This is a genomic window from Myxococcales bacterium (assembly GCA_016717005.1).
GTDB lineage: Bacteria > Myxococcota_A > Polyangia > Haliangiales > Haliangiaceae > UBA2376.
The window spans coordinates 1,405,304-1,423,511 of record JADJUF010000001.1 but is presented as its reverse complement, the minus strand read 5'-3'; the positions used below and the strand labels follow the sequence as shown (position 1 = coordinate 1,423,511).

13 protein-coding genes and 2 pseudogenes are annotated in these 18,208 nt (G+C 75.4%); 10 read left to right on the top strand and 5 right to left on the bottom strand.

Going from position 1 to position 18,208, the window contains the following annotated elements; translation table 11 throughout:
- Positions 1–26 precede the first annotated feature (26 nt).
- The 5 genes from IPL61_06005 to IPL61_05985 are packed head-to-tail and all read left to right on the top strand — an operon-like array spanning position 27 to position 6,241.
- A complete protein-coding gene (locus IPL61_06005; GenBank protein MBK9030882.1) occupies positions 27–569 on the top strand; it encodes a hypothetical protein in 543 nt (180 codons plus the stop codon).
- Positions 566–2,179: a hypothetical protein gene (locus tag IPL61_06000; protein ID MBK9030881.1), complete on the top strand. Its 1,614-nt coding sequence runs from the start codon at positions 566–568 to the stop codon at positions 2,177–2,179. The genes IPL61_06005 and IPL61_06000 overlap by 4 nt, the downstream gene beginning before the upstream one ends.
- 50 nt (positions 2,180–2,229) lie before the next feature.
- Entirely contained in the window at positions 2,230–3,336 is a 1,107-nt protein-coding gene (locus IPL61_05995) for a hypothetical protein (protein ID MBK9030880.1), read from the top strand.
- A gap of 59 nt (positions 3,337–3,395) precedes the next feature.
- Entirely contained in the window at positions 3,396–5,168 is a 1,773-nt protein-coding gene (locus tag IPL61_05990; protein MBK9030879.1) for a hypothetical protein, read from the top strand.
- A gap of 8 nt (positions 5,169–5,176) precedes the next feature.
- Entirely contained in the window at positions 5,177–6,241 is a 1,065-nt protein-coding gene (locus IPL61_05985) for a hypothetical protein (GenBank protein ID MBK9030878.1), read from the top strand.
- A gap of 65 nt (positions 6,242–6,306) precedes the next feature.
- On the opposite strand, the gene IPL61_05980 is transcribed toward IPL61_05985, so the two are convergent.
- From IPL61_05980 to rsmD, 5 genes and pseudogenes are all read right to left on the bottom strand, one after another.
- Entirely contained in the window at positions 6,307–8,361 is a 2,055-nt protein-coding gene (locus IPL61_05980) for a PQQ-binding-like beta-propeller repeat protein (GenBank protein ID MBK9030877.1), read from the bottom strand.
- Between the two features lie 41 nt (positions 8,362–8,402).
- Complete coding sequence (locus tag IPL61_05975) at positions 8,403–9,107, bottom strand: urease accessory protein (GenBank protein MBK9030876.1); 705 nt, start codon at positions 9,105–9,107, stop codon at positions 8,403–8,405.
- A 290-nt stretch (positions 9,108–9,397) separates the two neighbouring features.
- Positions 9,398–10,613 (bottom strand): annotated as a pseudogene (locus tag IPL61_05970) (pyridoxal phosphate-dependent aminotransferase).
- A gap of 29 nt (positions 10,614–10,642) precedes the next feature.
- Positions 10,643–11,164, bottom strand: coding sequence for a pantetheine-phosphate adenylyltransferase (gene coaD, locus IPL61_05965; protein ID MBK9030875.1), 522 nt, complete (start codon positions 11,162–11,164; stop codon positions 10,643–10,645).
- Positions 11,161–11,712: a 16S rRNA (guanine(966)-N(2))-methyltransferase RsmD gene (rsmD, locus tag IPL61_05960; protein ID MBK9030874.1), complete on the bottom strand. Its 552-nt coding sequence runs from the start codon at positions 11,710–11,712 to the stop codon at positions 11,161–11,163. The genes coaD and rsmD overlap by 4 nt, the downstream gene beginning before the upstream one ends.
- A gap of 61 nt (positions 11,713–11,773) precedes the next feature.
- Here rsmD and cls point away from each other — a divergent pair, with 61 nt between their 5' ends.
- From cls to IPL61_05935, 5 genes and pseudogenes are all read left to right on the top strand, one after another.
- A complete protein-coding gene (gene cls / locus IPL61_05955; GenBank protein ID MBK9030873.1) occupies positions 11,774–13,195 on the top strand; it encodes a cardiolipin synthase in 1,422 nt (473 codons plus the stop codon).
- Positions 13,196–13,332: 137 nt separating this feature from the next.
- Positions 13,333–14,253 (top strand): hypothetical protein, encoded by a 921-nt coding sequence (locus IPL61_05950; GenBank protein ID MBK9030872.1) that lies wholly within the window; start codon positions 13,333–13,335, stop codon positions 14,251–14,253.
- Between the two features lie 36 nt (positions 14,254–14,289).
- On the top strand, positions 14,290–15,861 hold the full coding sequence (locus tag IPL61_05945) for a benzoate-CoA ligase family protein (protein ID MBK9030871.1): 1,572 nt from the start codon (positions 14,290–14,292) through the stop codon (positions 15,859–15,861).
- The gene (locus IPL61_05940; protein MBK9030870.1) at positions 15,858–16,661 is read left to right on the top strand and encodes a hypothetical protein; all 804 of its coding nucleotides are present in this window, start codon (positions 15,858–15,860) and stop codon (positions 16,659–16,661) included. Before IPL61_05945 ends, IPL61_05940 begins: the two co-directional genes overlap by 4 nt.
- 287 nt (positions 16,662–16,948) lie before the next feature.
- Positions 16,949–18,132: pseudogene (locus IPL61_05935) on the top strand (FliI/YscN family ATPase).
- Positions 18,133–18,208: the final 76 nt, after the last annotated feature.

Genomic DNA, 18,208 nt, shown 5'->3' with positions numbered 1-18,208 from the left:
CCAAGGGGCCCGGCCCAGGACCCGTCATGGTCGATCATCGGCCCGACTGCAACACCGGCAAGGGCGGGGTCGTCGCCGACGGCCTCGGCGCGGCGGTCCTCGGGATCACGTCGCTGGCGCTGGTCGCCGCGGACGAGGGCGGCGGCGCCGCGATCGTCGGGCTCGCCACGGTCGGGCTGATCGGCTCGGCGATCTCGGGCAGTCGGTCGGCCGACCGGTGTCGCGAGGCCGAGACCGAGTGGGCGGGCCTGGTCATGGACCGGCGCGCCGAGGATCTCGAGCGCGATCGGGTCATCGCCCGGGCCGAGCTCGATGAGGACCTGGCGGGCGCGGTGGCGCCGCCGGTCGTGGCGCCGAGGCCGCCGGTCGTGGCGCCGAGGCCGCCGGTCGTGGCGCCGCGGCCGCCGGTCGTGGCGCCGAGGCCGCCGGTCGTGGCGCCGAGGCCGCCGGTCGCGGACGTCGGCGACGACGCCGATGACGCCGATGACGCCGATGACGCCGATGACGACGCCGACGCCGGCGACGCCGGCGATCGCTGGAGCGCGTTCTGGCGCGAGGTGACCCCATGATCGTCGCGCGCACCTGGATCGTGACGCTGGCCCTGGCCTTGACCGTCGCGCCGGCCGTGGCCGACGTGATCGTCGCCGGCCAGGTGGTGAAGACCGATCGTCGCGAGATCTACATCAACCTCGGCGAGGGCGCCGGGCTCACCAGCGGCGCGCGGATCCGGCTCAAGCGGCCGATCGCGCTGCGGCACCCGGTGACGCGCAAGCCGGTCAACGACTGGCTCCCGCTCGGCGACGGCACGGTGACCGACGTCGGCGCGCAGCTGACGCGCATCGCGCTGCCACCCGACCTCTTGCAGGTGGTCAAGGTCGGCGACATCGCCGAGATCTACGTCGAGCGCGCCGAGGCGGTGACGCCGCGGCCGCCGACGCCGACGCCGACGCTCGACGACCGGCCGCTGCCGACCGTCGATCCCGAGACCGCGCAGGTGCTCCAGGTGTGGCGGAGCACCACCGCCCAGCCGATCGAGGCGCGCATCGCCGCGTGGTCGGGCTGGCTGGCCGCGCACGGCGACTCGCCGTTCGCCGAGGCGGTCCGGGCGGATCTCGAGGTGCTGCGCGCGACCCAGCAGGCGATGACGCCGGATCTGCCCGGGCGCCCGCGCGTGGTCAACCTCCACGTCGAACACGCGATGCCGACCGAGGCCGCGGGCGGCGCGCCGGTGGCGCTGGCGTTCGTGCTGGCCGAGCCGCGCGAGGTCGTGGCGGCGTCGCTGCACGTCCGCACGGTCGGCCAGCCCACGTTCGAGCGGGTCGAGCTGACCCGCGAGCACGACATCTACCTGCGCGGCACGCTGCCGGCGGCGCTCGTGGTCGCGCCGGGCGTCGAGTACTTCGTCGAGGCGGTCGGCGCCGACGGCAACGCCGCCGCCGCCTACGCCAGCGACGCCTCGCCGGCGACGATCGCGGTCCCGGCCCCGCCGCCGATCGATCGGTTCACGGCGACGCGCCGGCGGACCCAGCTGACGATCATCGGCAGCTACCTCGACTTCGCGACGTTCGACGACCGCACCGACGGCACCGGCGCCACGCTCGATCGCAGCGACCGCTTCGCGCAGACCGAGATCGACGTGCTGTACCGCCTCGACGGCCTCGTCGGCGGCGTGCGCCTGGGGTTCGGCGCCTACGGCGGGCGCGGCGGCTTCTCGGACCGGTCCTGGACCGCCGCCAACCCGGCGCCGGTGATCGGGTTCCAGTACGGCTACGTCGAGACCGAGCTGCGGCTGCCGACCGATCGCGGCGTCACGGTCGGCGTCGCCGGGCGCTTCATCGCCGGCGTCGGGCGCGAGGGCTTCGGCGTGGGTGCGGCTGGGCGCATCCGGCTCGGCGATCCCGACGCCACCAACCTGTCGATCGGCGCCTCGGGGCTGCAGCAGGTCGGGTTCGCGTCGGACCTGCGGCTCGAGACCTGGCCGCGCGAGCTCCTGCCGGTCGGGATCTCGGTGGCGGTCACCGATCAGCCCGGCAACGGTGACCTCGGCGTGCGCCTGGCCACCGACGTCGGCTACCAGGTGCGGCCGTGGGTGCGCCCGACGGTGCGCGTGTCCTGGCAGGGCCGCACCGCCACGCACGCCGGCGTCGGTGGTGGCGCCGGCCTGGTGTTCGACTGGTGACCGCCATGCCCTCCTCCGCCTCCGCCCCCGGTCGTCCTCTGGAGTCCGCCATGATCTCCTCGCTCCTCCGCGTGTTCGTCGCGTGCGCGCTGCTGGCCCCAGGCCTGGCCGCCGCCGATGGCGTGCGCCACCTGCCGCCGGCCGAGGCCGAGGCCGGCGCGCCGCTCGAGCTGGTCGCCGAGATCACCGACGCGAGCGTTCGCAACGTGACGGTGTTCTACCGCGCGCTCGGCGCCGCGCCGTGGGCCGAGGTCGGCTTCACCCAGGCCGCCGGCGGCCGCTGGGTCGCGGCGATCCCGCTCGAGGCGGTGACGCCGCCCGGGCTCGAGTACTACCTGGCGTCGACGCCGTCGGTCGTCGCCGAGGGCGAGGCGCCGGCGCCGGTGGCCGAGTTCGCGACCGCGGACGCGCCCCACCCGGTGATCGTGCGGGTCAGCGCCCGCGACGCGCGCCGCGCGCGCGATCTGGCCCGGGCCGGCGGGCGCCGCTCGCGCGGTCACGCCGCGTTCGAGTGGGTCGACTTCGGCCAGCGGCGGAACGCCGCGGGCGTCACCGTGCCCGACCGGTACTACCGGGTCGATCTCGACTTCGCGTACCGCCTGCTGACCTACCCGCTCGAGGAGATCCGGATCGGCTACACCCGGCTCGAGGGCGTCGTGCCCAACGGCGAGCGCAGCCTGCCCGACGACTGCTCGACCGCGCCTCAGGCGCCGCTGCCGTGTCGGGTCGACGCCGGCTTCAAGGTCGGCGGCTGGTTCGAGCTGGGCCTCGGCCTGGCCGAGGGCATCCGCTTCGACGGCCGCGGCATGTTCACGGCCACCCAGGGCGGCTTCGCGCTCGGCGCGCGCGGCGAGCTCCGGGCCGGCGTCGCCGATGGCAACCACCTGGCGGCGGCCGTCGAGTACATGGCCGACGTCGGCACGGTCGGGTCGTTCCGGCTCGGCTGGGCCACGGTGCCGCGGGTGCCGATGGCGATGACCGTCGAGATCACCGACCTGCCGTCGAGCGAGCGCGCCACCGGCATCCGCCTGCTCTACGACGTGTTCTACCCGCTGCCCACCGGCCTGCGCCTCGGCGCGCGGGTGGGCTACTCGGCCCGCGATCAGATCATCGGCGGGCCCTCGGCCGGCGTGTCGGCCAGCTACGACTTCTTCTAGCCTGCGAGCGCGCCATGCCCCGCATCTTCACCACTCCCATCGCTCGTCGCGAGGCTCCCATGCGAACCATCCCCATCCTCGTGTGCCTGGCGCTGGCCGCGGCCGCCGCGCCCGCGGTCGCGGTCGCCGAGCCGGTCGTGCTCGGCGTCGAGGGCGACAGCGTCTTCGTCGATCTCGGCGCGCGCGACGGCGTCGGCGCCGGCACCGAGCTCGAGCTGGTGCGCGAGGTCGTCGTCACCGATCCGGTCACGCGCCGCACGCTGCGCGACGCGTTCGCGCTCGGCAGCCTGACCGTGACCCGGGCCGGCGAGCACGTGTGCCAGGCGACGATCGAGCCTGGCCTGCGCGGCCGGGTCAGCGCTGGTGATCGCATCCGGGTCAGCGGCACCGAGCGCGGGTTCGCCGACCCGTGGGCGGAGCAGGTGCTGGCCTCGAAGGCCGCCGGCGCGGATGAGGGTGGCGGCGGCGGCGGTGGCGGTGGCGGTGGCGGTGGCGGCGCGGTCGGGGCCGATCCGCGGGCGTCGGCCGAGGTCGCGCTCGCGGCCGCGACCGCGGCGTCGACGCGCTGGCGCGAGACCCTCGGGCTGGCGCCGCGCGAGCGGGCGGCGCTGTGGCAGGCGTTCCTGGGCGCGCACCCGACGACCCCGTACGCCGCCGCGATCCGGACCGAGATCGTCAGCCTCGAGCGCCAGGCCGACGCGCTCGATCGCGCGGTCGCGGCCGCCAACGCGCCCGACGCCGACGTCAAGCGTCGGCCGGCGCTGGCCGACGCGCTGGCCGAGCTGGTCGGCGCCCCGGCCGGCGCGCTGTACCCGGCGGTGCCCGAGCGCGTCAGCCCAGGCCGGCCGATCGGCGTGGCGTTCACGGTGGTGCGGCCGATCGCCGACACCGTCTGGCTGTACGTGCGCGCGCCCGGCGCCGGCTCGTACGAGCGCGTCGCCCTCGGCGCCGACGGCGACGCCTACCTGCGCGCGACCATCCCGGCCGAGGCCGCGCGCACCGGCACGCTGGCCTGGTACGTCGCCGCCGGCGACGTGCCGATCCTCGGGCGCGCCGACGCGCCGCGCACGATCGAGGTCGAGCGCGACCTGGCCGAGGCGGCGCCCGAGCGCGGCCGCACCCGGATCCACACGTCGCTCGACTACGTCGACTTCGACGGCGGGCTCGAGGCCGGCTTCGATCAGTACGCGCAGGCCGAGCTCGACTTCGCGTACGAGTTCCGCGCGCTGGTCCACACCGCCCGGGTCGGCTTCGGGACGATGTCGGGCACCGGCGGACCCAAGGACGTCATCGACGCGGATACCACCGAGCAGTGCCTCGACAGCGCCGGCACGTTCCGGTGCCGCGCGGTGACCTTCAGCTACGTCTACACCGAGCTCGAGTTCCGGCCGTACAAGCAGTTCGCGGTGATGGTCCGGCCCCAGGCCGGCCTGATCACCACCGACCGCCGGCCCGACGGCGGGCCCCGCCGCTGCAGCGACACCACCGATCTCAACGACTGCGATTTCGGCAAGGGCTACGGCCTGCGCCTGCGCGCCCGCATCGGCGACGAGGACGGCACCAACCTCGAGCTCGGCGCCGGCTTCACCGACGGCGTCGGCACGCTGTTCGAGGCGCTGTACCGGTGGGCGCCGACGCCGAAGGTGCCGATCAAGCTGGCGGTGCAGGTCACCGATCTGCCGGTGCCCGAGGACTTCGGCGTGCGCCTGCTGGCCGACGTCGGCTGGCGCGGCGTCGCCTGGGTGTACCCGTCCGTGCGGATCTCGTACCAGGCGCGCGACATCGACCACGTCGGCGTCTCGGGCGGCCTCGGGCTCAACTTCGACTGGTGAGGACGACCATGCGTATTCTACCTGCCATCCTGGTCGTGCTGATCCCGGCGGTCGCGCGCGCGCAGCCGAGCGCGCCGACGCCGCCACCGACGATCCCGTCGGGCGAGGCCCGCGCCACCGTGCTCCACGTCCCGGTCGCGACGGCCCCGGCCGACCACCGCGTCGAGCTGACCGCGGTGATCGACGCCGCGTGGGCCGAGCCGCTCTTGGTCGCGCGCTATCGCGGCCCGGGCGCGACCCGCTGGGACGAGGTCGCGTTCCGCCACTCGTCGACCGGCGGCTGGTACGCGACGATCCCGGCGTCGGCGGTCAGCGCGCCCGGCACCGAGTACTACCTGGTCGGGCGCGGGCCGGCCGGCGAGCGGATCCACTTCGCGAGCGAGCAGGCGCCGCACCTGGTGCGGGTCGAGCCCGACGAGAGCGATCGGCTCGCGGCGATCGATCACGTGCGCACCGAGGGCCGGACCGACACCGTGCGCTTCGACGTCGACGCCCACGACTTCGGCAACCGTTACGGCAACGACGACAAGTTCCTGCGCAGCGAGCTGGTCTGGACCCACCGGATCTCGCGCGCGCTGTACTCGATCGGCTTCGGCTTCGGCGCGATCCAGGGCAAGACCCCGCGCGAGGATCCCAGCATGGACTCGGTCAGCCACGCCGCGCGCTACGGCGCCGCCGAGGTGCGGCTGCGCCTGCACCGGTCGGTCTACGCCGACGCGCGGATGATCCTCGGGGTGTCGCACGCCGGGTTCATGCGCGGCGTGGGCGGCACCGTCACGTTCGGCAAGCCCTGGCGCGCCAACCTGGCGGTCTCGGGCGAGCTGCTCGACGATCTGGGCCCGTCGGTCTCGGTCCGCCTGCAGTGGGACACCGCCCCACCGATGCTGATGGGCGCGTCGATCGTGCGCACCGAGCTCCCGGGCGTGCTGATCTCGTCGTCGGGCCTGTACCTCAAGTACGACGTCACCTACCAGCTCGAGCGCGGCGTCAGCCTGCGCGGCGCGCTGTCGTACGGCTCGCGCGACGGCGCCGGCGACTTCGGCGGCGGCCTCGGCGTCGCGACCGCGTTCTGAGCGGCCCCCCGCGATCGCGGCCGCGCCCCGTCGAGGCCCGTGCGCGGTCGGTCGCGTCGACCCGGTCAGCGCGCGGGGCGATGTCCGCGCAGGGCGAACGCGCCGGCGTGGCCGTGCGCGATCGCGGCGGCGAGGAGCGCGTCGGTCATGCCTGGCAGCCCGCGCGCGCGCGCCAGCTCGCTGTGCGCGGTGCAGTCGGAGAACAGCGTGTTGTCGGTGTTGACGCAGGCGCGCACGCCGAGCGCGAGCCAGCGCGCCAGCGGGTGGTCCTCGATGCGCGCGATCGCGCCAGTGTGCAGGTTCGAGGTCAGGCACGCCTCGATCGTGATCTCGCGCCCGAGCACGAGGTCGAGCACCGCCGGATCGTCGAGCAGTGTCGTGCCGTGGCCGATGCGCTGCGCGTGGAGCAGCTCGATCGCCGCGCGGATCTCGGCAGGCGGACGGCCCTCGCCGGCGTGGACGGTGCGCCCGAGGTCGTGGTCGCGCGCACGTCGAAAGGCCGGCGCGTAGCTGGCCAGGTCCCAGCGCTGGCCGGGCGTCGGTGAGCCGGCGAGATCGACTCCGACCACGCCCGGGCGCGCCGCGCCGACCTCGACCAGCCGCTCGACCTGGTCCGGATCGTCGCCGTACAACGCGCACAGGATCAGGCCCGCGCGCCCGGCGATCCCGTCGAGGGCCGCGTCGACGACGGCCTCGATCGGATGTCCGTGCAGCTGCGGCGCGAACCGGAGTTCGAGCGTCGTCACCCCGTCCCCGGCCGCGTCCTCGCAGGCCTCGCGGGCGACCGCGCGGATCGCGTCGAGCGCTTGCAGCACCGACAGCGTCAGCTGGAAGCACGCCAGCGCCTCGGTGAGCCCCATGCCCGGCCGGAAGCGGACCGTCTGGGGCACGGTGATGCCGCGCGCCGCCGCGAGGTCGTGCAAGGTCCAGTACCGCAGCGAGCCGTCGAGGTGACGGTGCAGGTCGGCCAGCGCGACCTGCGGCTGGTACCGGACGATCTCGGAGGGGCCGTGGGGCCGGTAGCGCACGCGGGAAGGTTCGATCGTGAGATCGGGCGCGACGTGGTCGCCGCGGCCATCGAGCGTCACGGTCACCGCGTCGAACGGCCCGGCGTCGACGCCGTGGATCGCGACGTCACCGGCGGCGGTCACGCGCGCCGTGTAGCGGCCGCGGTCGTCGGCCTGGACCTCGACGTCGCCGACCGAGATCGCGCGGCCCGCGATGGTGCCGTCGACGACCTTGGTCAACCGCCCGCGGATGATCGCGCGCTCGGTGGTCGGCGGCGTGCGTACGTCGAAGGCCAGCAGCTCGTCGCACCCGGTCACCAGCACCACCGGGCCCGCGGCGACCAGTTCGGTGCGGGCCGCGGGCAGGCCGTAGCGCCAGCGCTCGACGCCGGTGACCGCGTCAAGGATGACCAGGCTGTGGCCGCGGCTCAGGGTGGCGACGAACCCGTCGCCGGCAGCGATGAACGGCTGGAACCGGCCGGTCTGACACCACCGCATTTCGTCGCTGACGGGATCGAGCGCCATCACCGCGTCGAGGCCCCGCCAGCTCCACGTGACGACGTAGACCTGATCACCAGCCACCGCGTAGGCCGGCGCGCAGCGGCGCGGGAGCGCGGTCTCGTGCGTGCGGCCGGTGCGCGGGTCGAGCACCAGCAGGCGGCTACGGTCGCCGGGAGCGGTGATCACGTAGGGTGGCAAGACCTTCGTGCGGTCGAGATCGTCCACCGGGAGGTCGCGCAGCGGGGTGGCGCGGACGGCGGCCGACGCTCCGTCGAGGGCGCGCAGGAACACGCTGGTGGTCGGCGCGGTCGAAACGATCGCGGCGTCGGCGCCGAGGATCGCGGCACGGGCGGCGCTGAGCCCGTCGGGCAGGCGCGCCGTCCACCTCACCTCGTCGCGGTCGTCGAGCGCGATGACCGCACGCGGCAGCTGGTGGTCGATCCGGAGCCTGGTCCCGGCCGCGCGCGCGATCGGCACCGGCCGACCGTCGTCGAGCGCGAACGCCGCGGCCGCGCGGCGCCGCACCGAGTAGGCGCAGCTGACCTGGACCTGATCCTCGACGACCGTGAGCTGGTACCAGTCACCGGCGCGCCTCCAGATCGGGAACGTCACCGGCGCAGCGTAGCTCCCGGCCCGCGCCGCGGACGAGCCGCTCAGGCCAGCGCCAGCGCGCCCCAGGCCAGGCCGATCGCCACGGCCAGCGCGCCGGTGCCGACGCGGACCCGGCGCCAGGCGGTCGCGCCGAGCGGCAGGCGCGCCATCGACGCGGCGGCGGCGGCGCTGATCGCGGCCATGCCGACCATCGAGCCGAGGCCGAACAAGAGCACGTACAAGGCCGCGGTCGCCGGCGACGGCATCTCGGCCAGCGCGAGCGCCGCCAGCGCGCCCGAGCCGGCGGCGCCGTGGACCAGGCCGATCAGCAGCGGGCGCAGCGCCAGCGATCGCGTCAGCACGTGGACGTGGACCGGCGGGCCGGCGTGGACGTGGGTGTGGCCGCCGTGGGCGTGGGCCCGGACCGCGCCGCGGCGGCCGTCGCGCAAGGCCAGGGCGATGCCGCGGGTGCCCAGGACGATCAGCATCGCCGCGACCACCAGCTCGAGGCCGCGCTCGAACGCCGGCGCGAGCTGCGCGCGGGCCACCACCAGCACGACGCCGATCAGCGCCAGCGCCGCGGTGTGGCCCAGGCCCCACAGCGCGCCGAGCAGCGCCGCCTGCCGCGGGCGCGGGCGCTCGCTCACCAGGGTCGACACCGCCGCCAGGTGATCGGGCTCGAACGCGTGGCGCGCGCCGAGCGCGACGCCGAGCCCGCCGGCGACGATCAGCGACCACAGGTCGGAGCTGGTGATGAGGTCGGGCATGGTCGATTGGGCAGAGCGTTGAGGAGAACGCGAGCCTGGCGACAGGCCCGCTGAAACTCAGAGCTGGTGAGATTTTCGGTCGAGCACAGGTCCACGCGCCGGGAGTCTCGCGTCTCGGAGGGGAGGCTCGTCGGGGCTGCCCCGACGAGGAGGCCGCGAAGGCCTCCTGGAAACACAGGCTTGTGAGATCTTCGGTCGAGCACAGGTCCCGCCGTCTCGCGTCTGGGAGGGGAGGCTCGTCGGGGCTTGCCCCCGACGAGGGGAGGCCTGGCGACAGGCCTCCTGGGAGCTCAGCGCAGCGCCAGCAGCGCCTCGCGCAGGCGGCCGATGCCGTTCTTGATGTTGTCCATGCTGCACGCGTACGACAGGCGGACGTGGCCGGCGGCGCCGAAGCCCGAGCCCGGCACGACCGCGACCCGGGCGTGCTCGACCAGCCAGTCGCACAGGGGTGACGTCGTCGGTGACCGGCTTGCCGTCGGCGAAGTGGGTGCCGATGAACGCGCCGAAATCCGGGAACGCGTAGAACGCGCCCTTGGGTTCGCGGCAGGCCACGCCCGGGATCGCGCGCAGGAGCTCGACCATCACCTGGCGGCGCTCGTCGAACGCGGTGCGCATGGTCTCGACGCAGGCCTGGGGCCCGGTCAGCGCCGCGAGCGCCGCGATCTGCGCCAGGTGGGTCGGGTTCGAGGTCGACTGGCCCTGGACCTTGGCCATCGCCTTGATGATCGCCGGCGGCGCGGCGGTGTAGCCGATGCGCCAGCCGGTCATGGCGTAGGTCTTGGACACGCCGTCGATCAGGATCGTGCGGGCGGCGAGCTCGGGCCCGAGCGCCGCCATCGACTGGTAGACCGCGTCGCCGTAGCAGAGCGAGCGGTAGATGTCGTCGGAGATGACCAGCAGGTTCTGCTCGACGATCACCTCGGCCAGGGCCGCGATCTGGGCGGGCGTGTAGACCGCGCCGGTCGGGTTCGACGGGTTGTTGAGCACGATCGCGCGGGTGCGCGGGGTGATCCGCGCGCGCAGGGCGTCGGGCCGGACCGTGAAGTCGTCGTCGGGGCTGGTCGGCAGGATCACCGGCGTGCCGCCGGCCATCATGACCATGTCGGGGTAGCTGACCCAGTACGGCGCCGGGATGATCACCTCGTCGCCGGGATCGAGCAGCGCGATGAACAGGTTGTACAGCGAGTGCTTGGCGCCGCACGACACCAGCACCTGATCGGCGGCGATCGACGTGGCGTGGACCCGGCTGAACTCGGCGGCGACCGCCTCGCGCAGGACCGGCAGGCCGCCGACCTCGGTGTAGCGGGCGACCGCGTTCTTCCCGAGCGCGGCGAGCGCCGCCTGCTTGATGTGCTCGGGGGTGTCGAAGTCGGGCTCGCCGGCGCCGAAGCTGATCACGTCGACGCCCTGGGCCCGGAGGCGCGCGGCCTTGGCGGTCACGGCGAGGGTGATCGACGGCTTGATGGCGTCGAGGCGCGAGGCGGTCTTGTAGTTGGGAGCGGTCACGGCGGTCTCCGAGGGCTGTGGGGGCGCGATCACGCCTTGTGCGCGTAGACGGTGGCGAGGGCCTGGGCGACGGCCGGGGGCACGAGGCCGGTGACGTCGCCGCCGAGGCTGGCGACCTCCTTGACCAGCGACGAGCTGACGTAGTGGTTCTTCTCGTCGGTCATGAAGAACACCGAGTCGATGCCCGGGGCCAGGCGCCGGTTCATGTGCGAGAACTGGAACTCGTACTCGAAGTCGGCCAGGGCCCGGAGCCCGCGGACGATCACCGTGGCGCCCTGGGCCCGGCAGAAGTCGACGAGCAGGCCGCCGAACGACTCGAAGCCGAGCCGGTGCCCGTACTCGGGCAGCGCGTCGCGGATGAAGCCGATGCGCTCGTCGACCGAGAACAGCGGCTGCTTGCGCGGGTTGACCGCGATCGTCACGACGATCCGATCGAACATCGCCAGCGCCCGGCGCAGGATGTCGAGGTGGCCGTTGGTGATCGGATCGAAGCTGCCCGGGTAGACCGCGACGAGGTGCTTGGCGGGGTCGGCCGGCGTGGGTGCGGTCATGGGGCCTCCGGGCGGTAGCGCGACAGGGCGGTGTCGCCGTAGCGGCGCAGGTCCGTTCGTATCAGAAAGCCGACGCGGTCGGGAGGTGGAGCGCGGTGGGCGTGCTCGACGGCGATCACCGCGTCGGCGGTGAGCCGGGCTCGGGGCAGGGCCGCGAGCGTGGCCTCGAACACGCCGGCGGCGTAGGGCGGATCGAGGAACACCCAGCGCCAGGTCGGGCCGGGGCCGGGCGCGGCCAGGAATCGGGCCACGTCGACGGCGACCACGGTGGCGCGATCGCCGACGGCGAGCGCCGCCAGGTTGCCGCGCAGCGCCGTCAGCGCGGCCCGGTCGCGCTCGACGAAGGTGGCCGAGGCGGCGCCGCGCGACAGCGCCTCGAGGCCGACCGCGCCCGAGCCGGCGTAGAGATCGAGCATGTGATCGTCCGGGCCGGCCGGGCCGAGCAGGTTGAACAGGGCCTCGCGGACCTTCTCGGACGTGGGGCGGGTGCGGGCGCCGTGCGGCGCGCGCAGGACCCGTCCGCCCAGGGTGCCAGCGACGATGCGCACGCGGCTGCTTACCACGGCCCCGTGGCGCGCGGCGCGGGCGCGAACCAGGTACGATCGCGCCGTGTCGTGGACCCTGATCCTCACGCTGCTGGAGCTGGTGTGGATCATCGTCGCCGGGATCGTCGTGGTGCTGCAGCGCCGCAGCGCCACCTCGACCCTGGCGTGGCTGTTCGCGCTGGCGTTCCTGCCGGTGGTCGGCTTCGTCATCTACTGGGTGATCGGCCCGCAGCGCCTGACCCGCAAGAAGCTGGCGCGCCGGGTCAGCCGGCAGGTGGTGCGGGCGGCGATGGCGGGGCTGGCCGAGGCCCGGACGTCGGCGCCCGAGCACGCGCGGCTGTCGCTGGTGCCGCTGGGCCTCGGCGAGGCGCCGCCGCTGCCGGCCGTCCACATCACGCCGTACTTCGACGGCGACAGCACCTACCGCGCGATCTGCGCCGCGATCGAGGCCGCCACCCACCACGTCCACCTCGAGTACTATATCTGGGAGCCCGACGTCATCGGCACCCGGCTGCGCGACCTGCTGATCGCCAAGGCCAAGGCCGGGGTCGAGGTGCGGATGCTGGTCGACGCCACCGGCTCGGCCGGGCTCCGGCGCGGGTGGCGCCGGCCGCTGTACCAGGCCGGCGTGCAGTTCGCGTGGTTCAACCCGATCACGTTCAAGCTGTGGCGCCGCCGCCGCGCCGACTTCCGCAGCCACCGCAAGATCGTCGTGTGCGACGGCGTCGTCGGCTTCACCGGCGGCATGAACGTCGCCGACGCCCACGCCGCCGAGTTCGGGCCGAACTACTGGCGCGACACCCACCTCCGGTTCGACGGCCCGGCGGTGGCGTCGCTGCAGCGCGCGTTCCTGCAGGACTGGTACTACGCGTCGGGCACGCTGCCGTCCCAGGCCGTGGCGTACTTCCCCGAGGTGTCGGTGCCCGACGACGAGCACGGCGACGCGGTCCAGGTGGTGGCGTCGGGCCCCGACGAGCCCGGCTACGCGGTCCACAAGACCTACTTCGCGGCGATCACCTCGGCCCGCAGCCGGCTGTGGATCACGACGCCGTACTTCATCCCCGACGACGCGATCATGACCGCGCTGGCGGTGGCCGCGCTCGGGCGGGTCGACGTGCGCGTGCTCGTGCCCAAGAAGGGCGACAGCCGCGTCGTCGATCTCGCGGCGCGCAGCTACTTCGCCGAGCTCCTGGCGGCCGGCGTGAAGATCTTCGAGTACGAGCCGCGCTTCATCCACGCGAAGACGATGGTGATCGACGACGACCTGGCGATCGTCGCCACCGCCAACCTCGACAACCGCAGCTTCCGGCTCAACTTCGAGCTGGCGGCGGTGGTCTACGGCCAGCACCTGGTCGGGCAGCTCGCGGCCGCGTTCGTCGAGGATCTGCGCTCGGCCCGGGCGATCGTCGCCGACGAGCTGGCGCGCCAGCGGTTCCGGACCCGGCTGGGCCAGGCCAGCGCCCGGCTGCTGTCGCCGCTGCTCTGACGCGCGCCGCGCTTGCGGTCGCCGGGGCGGTCGCGGACCATCGGCTGGGCCAGGCCAGCGCCCGGCTGCTGTGTCGCCGCTGCTCTGACGCGCGCCGCGCTTGCGGTCGCTCGGGCGGTCGCGGACCATCGGCCCCGATGCGGTGGTTGCTGATCGTGACGTGCTGGATCGTGCTCGCGGCGGCGGGCGCCCCGGCGGCCGTGGCCCAGCCGGCCGATGACGAGCTCGCGACCATCGACGAGGCCGAGCCGCCACCGCCGACGCCGGCGCCGGCGCGCGATCGCGCCACCGCGATGATGGTGCGCTCGAGCCTGACGCTGATCCTGCTGATCGTGGTCGGCGGCTACGTCCTGCGCCAGACCGGCGGCGGTCGCGGTGGCCTCGGCGGCATCGCCGGCAGCTACTACCTGTTCTGGCTGGTGGTGCCGGTCGTGCTGGCGATCGTCACGGCGTACCCGCTGGTGCTGATCGTCGTCGTGGTCGGCGTCGCCGCCCGGCCGTGGTTGCCCGATCCCTACCAGTACCTGCGCCACGCGCGGCGCGCGCACGGGCTCGAGGCCCAGGTGCGGCAGAACCCGGCCAACGCGGTGGCCCGGCGCGAGCTGGCGATGATGTGGATCGAGCGGCGGCGGCCGCGGCGGGCGCTGCCGCACCTCGCCGCCGCGCGCGCGCGCGAGCCCGAGGATCTCGAGCTGCGCATGCTCGAGGGCCAGGCCCTGGCGCTGGCCGGGCGCTCCGCCGACGCCGCGGCCGAGTTCCTGGCGGTGGGCGAGGCCGCGCCTCGGTTCCGGTACGGCGCGCCGTGGCTGGCCCGGGCCGACGCGCTGGCCGAGGCCGGGCGGTGGCCCGAGGCCGAGGCCGCGCTGCGCCAGTTCCAGGCGACCAACAGCTCGAGCCTCGAGGGCCACGTCAAGCTGGCGCGGGCCCGGGCCCGCCAGGGGGACGGCGCCGGCGCCGCCGCTGAGCGCCGCTCGGCGCGCGCGCTCTACGCCGAGCTGCCGCGGTTCCAGCGACGACACCAGCGCTGGTGGTACCTGCGGGCGATCGTCGGCTGGTAGCGCGCGAGGTCGCCGACGCTGGTGTAGGATGCGCGCATGGTCGAGCGCCACCACAACCTCACGGCCCGGCTCCTCGACGCCAACCTGGCGCAGGGCCGCGGCGACGAGGTCGCGCTGTGCGAGGGCGACCGCACCTGGACCTACCGCGAGCTGACCGATCAGGTCGCGCGCATGGGCGGCGCGCTGGTGAAGCTCGGGGTCGGGCGGGGCGAGCGGGTCGCGGTGCTGATGCGCGACACGCTCGAGGCCGCCGCGACGATCCTCGGCGTGCTGCGGATCGGCGCGGTCGCGGTGCCGCTGTCCGAGCTGGCGCGGCCCGACGATCTGCGCGAGTCGCTCGGCCACGCCGGCGCGGTGGTGGCGATCGTCGACGGTGAGCTCGAGCCCGCGCTCGACGCGATCAGGGGCCACCTGCCGGCGCTGCGCGACGTGCTGTGCTTCCACCCGCGCGCGGCCGGCGAGCGCGACATCCGGGCCCTGTGCGCGGCGGCCAAGCCCGCGGCCGCGGTCGCGGTCGCGACCACCGACGAGGCGCTGCTCCTGTACTCGGCGGGGTTCGCCGACGACGCGTTCGGCGTGCGCCACGATCACGCCAGCCCGCTCGCGGCCTACGAATCGTTCGCGGTCAGCTACCTCGGCCTCGTGCCGGGCCAGCGGGTGTTCGCGGTGGCGCGGATGTCGACCGCGTTCGGGCTGGGCGCCGGGCTGCTGTTCCCGCTGCTCGCCGGCGCGCGCTCGCTGCTGCTGCCGGCCCAGCCGCACTCGCGCGCGCTGCTGGCGGCGATCGCGGCGTTCGCGCCCGACTACTTCCTGGCCACCCCGTCGATCTACGGCCAGCTGGCGCGCGACGTGGCCGCGGCCGCCGCGCCGCCGCCGCTGGCCCAGGTCCGGCGCGCGATCGCCGGCGGCGAGGGCATGCCCGACAAGCTGGTGCCGCGCATCCGCGCCGCGCTCGGCGTCGCGGTCGAGGTCGGCTACGGCATCACCGAGGTGCTGCAGATCGCGCTGGCCGGGATCGTCGCCGACGACGATCGCTCGGGCGCGTGCGGGCGGCCGCTGGCCGGGATCGAGGCCCGGGTCGTCGACGACGACGGCCGCACGGTCGGGCCCGACGAGATCGGCACGCTGCAGGTGCGCGCGCCGTCGATGTGCGCCGGCTACTGGACCGGGCTGGCGACGCCGGCGGTCGACGTCGACGGCTGGCTCACCACCCGCGATCGGTTCCTGGTCGACGGCCGCGGCGTGTTCCACCACTGTGGCCGCACCGACGACCTGTTCAAGGTCGGCGGCAAGTGGGTCGCGCCGGCCGAGGTCGAGCGCGCGCTGATCTCGCACGACGCGGTGTGGGAGGCGGCGGTGGTCGGCGTCGGTGACGAGGACGGCCTGATCAAGCCGCTGGCGTTCGTCGTGGTCAACGTCGGCCACACCGCCACGCCCGAGCTCGAGACCGAGCTGCGCGAGTTCGTCAAGCAGACCCTGGCGCCGTACAAGTACCCGCGCTGGATCGAGTTCATCGACGCGCTGCCGCGCGGCCCTGGCGGGCGGCTCCTGCGCTACAAGCTGCGGCCGACCCGGCGGCGTCGACGAGCCGAGACCGGCGTGGCGTGATCGCGGCCCCCGCCCACGTGGCGGAGGCGCTGGCGATCGCGGCCGGGCGGCTCGACGCGGCGGGCGCGCTGGCCCGGCTCGGCGGCGACGACGCGCTCGCCGCGCGGGCGCTGCTCGCCCGCGGCGCGGCGCTCGATCGACCCGGGGCCGCGGCCGCGCGCCCGCGCGGCTGGCGTCAGTGCGATCGCTCCTGGCTCGACCTCGCGTGCGTCGACCTCGACGCCGCGGCCCGGGCGATCGTCCTGGGCGACCGCGCCGATCCGCTGGCGATCTGGCTGGCCCGGCGGGCGCTCGGCCGCCTGGTGCCGATGCCCGAGCCGGGCCCCGCCACCGGGCTGATCGAGCTGCCGCGGCTGTCGGCGCGGGCGCTGGCGCGGGTGCTGGTGACGATCGGTCGGCGCCAGCTCGCGCACGCGATCGCGACCGGCGCGCCGGCGGAGCACGCGGCGGTGGCGCGGCGGCTGCCGTGGGGCGGCGAGCTGGCGGGGGAGGTGGCGGCGGTCCGATCGCTCGGCGCTGGCGCACCCGCGATCCTGGGCGCGCGCCGCAGCGCCGCGGCCCGCGCGGCCGGGCTCGACTGGACCGATCCGATGGCGGCGCTCACCGCCGGCGTGCGCGCGATCGCGCCGGCGGTGCGGAGGTGCGGCGATCTCGACCGTCAGCTGGCCCAGCGGTTGCCCTACGCGCTCGGCGCGCCGGCGCTGCGCGAGCTGACCGGGCCGTTCGCCGACGACCCGCCCGACCCGGTCGGCGCCGTCGAGATCCGGCGCGCGATCGACCGTGGTAGCGTCGGCCCGTGACGGTCCGGATCCTCGACGGTCAGGTCTTCGACGCCGAGGTCGAGGCGCGCGCGGTGCGGGCGGCGGCGACCGCCGAGGCCGAGCGGACCCGGGCCGAGCTGGCGGCGGCGCGCGCCGACGCCGGCCGCGAGCTGGCCCGGGCGCGGGCCGAGGTCGAGGCCGCGCGCACCGAGGCCTCGCGCATCCGCGAGCTGGCCGGGCTGCCAGCGGCGGGCGGCCAGGTCACCGAGCTGATCGGCCTGACCGTGCGGGCGCGCTGCCCCGGCGTCACCGTCGGCGAGGTCGTGATGATCGAGCGCGCCAGCTGGACCGGCGCGCGGGCGCCGCTGCCGGCCGAGGTCGTCGGCTTCACCGACGACGCGGTCGTGCTGATGCCGCTGGGCGAGCTGCACGGCGTCGGCCCCGGCGCCGCGGTGATCGCGACCGGCGCGCCGCTGTCGTTCCCGTGCGGGCCCGCGCTGCTCGGGCGCGTGCTCGACGGGCTGGGCCGGCCGCTCGACGGCGACCCGATCGACGCGCCGCCGTGGCCGATCGAGCGCGCCGCGCCGGCGGCGGTGACCCGCCCCGCGATCACCGCGCCGCTGGTCACCGGCGTGCGGGCGATCGATGGGCTGTGCACGCTCGGCGTCGGCCAGCGGCTCGGGCTGTTCGCCGCGGCCGGGGTCGGCAAGTCGACGCTGCTGGCGCAGCTCGCCGGCGCCGCCGCGGCCGACGTGATCGTGCTGGGCCTCGTCGGCGAGCGCGGCCGCGAGCTGGGCGACTGGCTCGAGCGGCTCGGGCCGGCGCGCGCGCGCACGGTCGTCGTGTGCGCGCAGAGCGACGCGCCCAGCCTGGCCCGCGTGTGCGCGCGGCGTTCACCGCGACCGCGGTCGCCGAGTACTTCCGCGATCAGGGCCAGCGGGTGCTGCTGCTGGTCGACTCGCTGACCCGGGTCGCGCGGGCCCAGCGCGAGGTCGGGCTGTCGGTGGGCGAGCCGCCGGCCCGGCACGGGTACCCGCCGAGCGTGTTCGCGCTCTTGCCGCGGCTGTGCGAGCGGGCCGGCACCGCGCCGGTCGGCTCGATCACCGCGGTCTACACCGTGCTCGTCGCCGGCAACGATCTCGACGAGCCGATCGCCGACGAGGTGCGCGGCATCGTCGACGGGCACCTCGTGCTCGATCGCCGCCTGGCCGGGCGCGGTCACTTCCCGCCGATCGACGTGGTCGCGAGCGTGTCGCGCATGTTCACGACGCTGGCGTCGGACGATCAGCGCGCGGCCGCGGCCGCGGTGCGGCGGCTGCTGGCGATCCACGACGAGCACCGGGATCTGCTCGCGGTGGGCGCCTACAAGCCCGGCGGCGATCGGGCGCTCGATCAAGCCGTCGCGCGCATGCCGGCGATCGAGGCGTTCCTGCGCCAGGGCGGCGGGCCGGGCCCGGCGCTGGCGGCGACGATCGCCGACCTGGTGGCGCTGGCCCGCGGCGGGCGCTGACGCGGGCGCGCGGCGGGCGCTGACGCGGGCGCGCGGCGGGCGCTGACGCGGGCGCCGGGGCAAAACTCCCCGCTCG

Bases quoted from the DNA above. Each gene is read 5' to 3' on its own strand.
- IPL61_06005 (MBK9030882.1), top strand. From the start codon at position 27: ATGGTCGATCATCGGCCCGACTGCAACACCGGCAAGGGCGGGGTCGTC.
- IPL61_06000 (MBK9030881.1), top strand. From the start codon at position 566: ATGATCGTCGCGCGCACCTGGATCGTGACGCTGGCCCTGGCCTTGACC.
- IPL61_05995 (MBK9030880.1), top strand. From the start codon at position 2,230: ATGATCTCCTCGCTCCTCCGCGTGTTCGTCGCGTGCGCGCTGCTGGCC.
- IPL61_05990 (MBK9030879.1), top strand. From the start codon at position 3,396: ATGCGAACCATCCCCATCCTCGTGTGCCTGGCGCTGGCCGCGGCCGCC.
- IPL61_05985 (MBK9030878.1), top strand. From the start codon at position 5,177: ATGCGTATTCTACCTGCCATCCTGGTCGTGCTGATCCCGGCGGTCGCG.
- IPL61_05975 (MBK9030876.1), bottom strand. From the start codon at position 9,107: ATGCCCGACCTCATCACCAGCTCCGACCTGTGGTCGCTGATCGTCGCC.
- coaD (MBK9030875.1), bottom strand. From the start codon at position 11,164: ATGACCGCACCCACGCCGGCCGACCCCGCCAAGCACCTCGTCGCGGTC.
- IPL61_05950 (MBK9030872.1), top strand. From the start codon at position 13,333: ATGCGGTGGTTGCTGATCGTGACGTGCTGGATCGTGCTCGCGGCGGCG.
- IPL61_05945 (MBK9030871.1), top strand. From the start codon at position 14,290: ATGGTCGAGCGCCACCACAACCTCACGGCCCGGCTCCTCGACGCCAAC.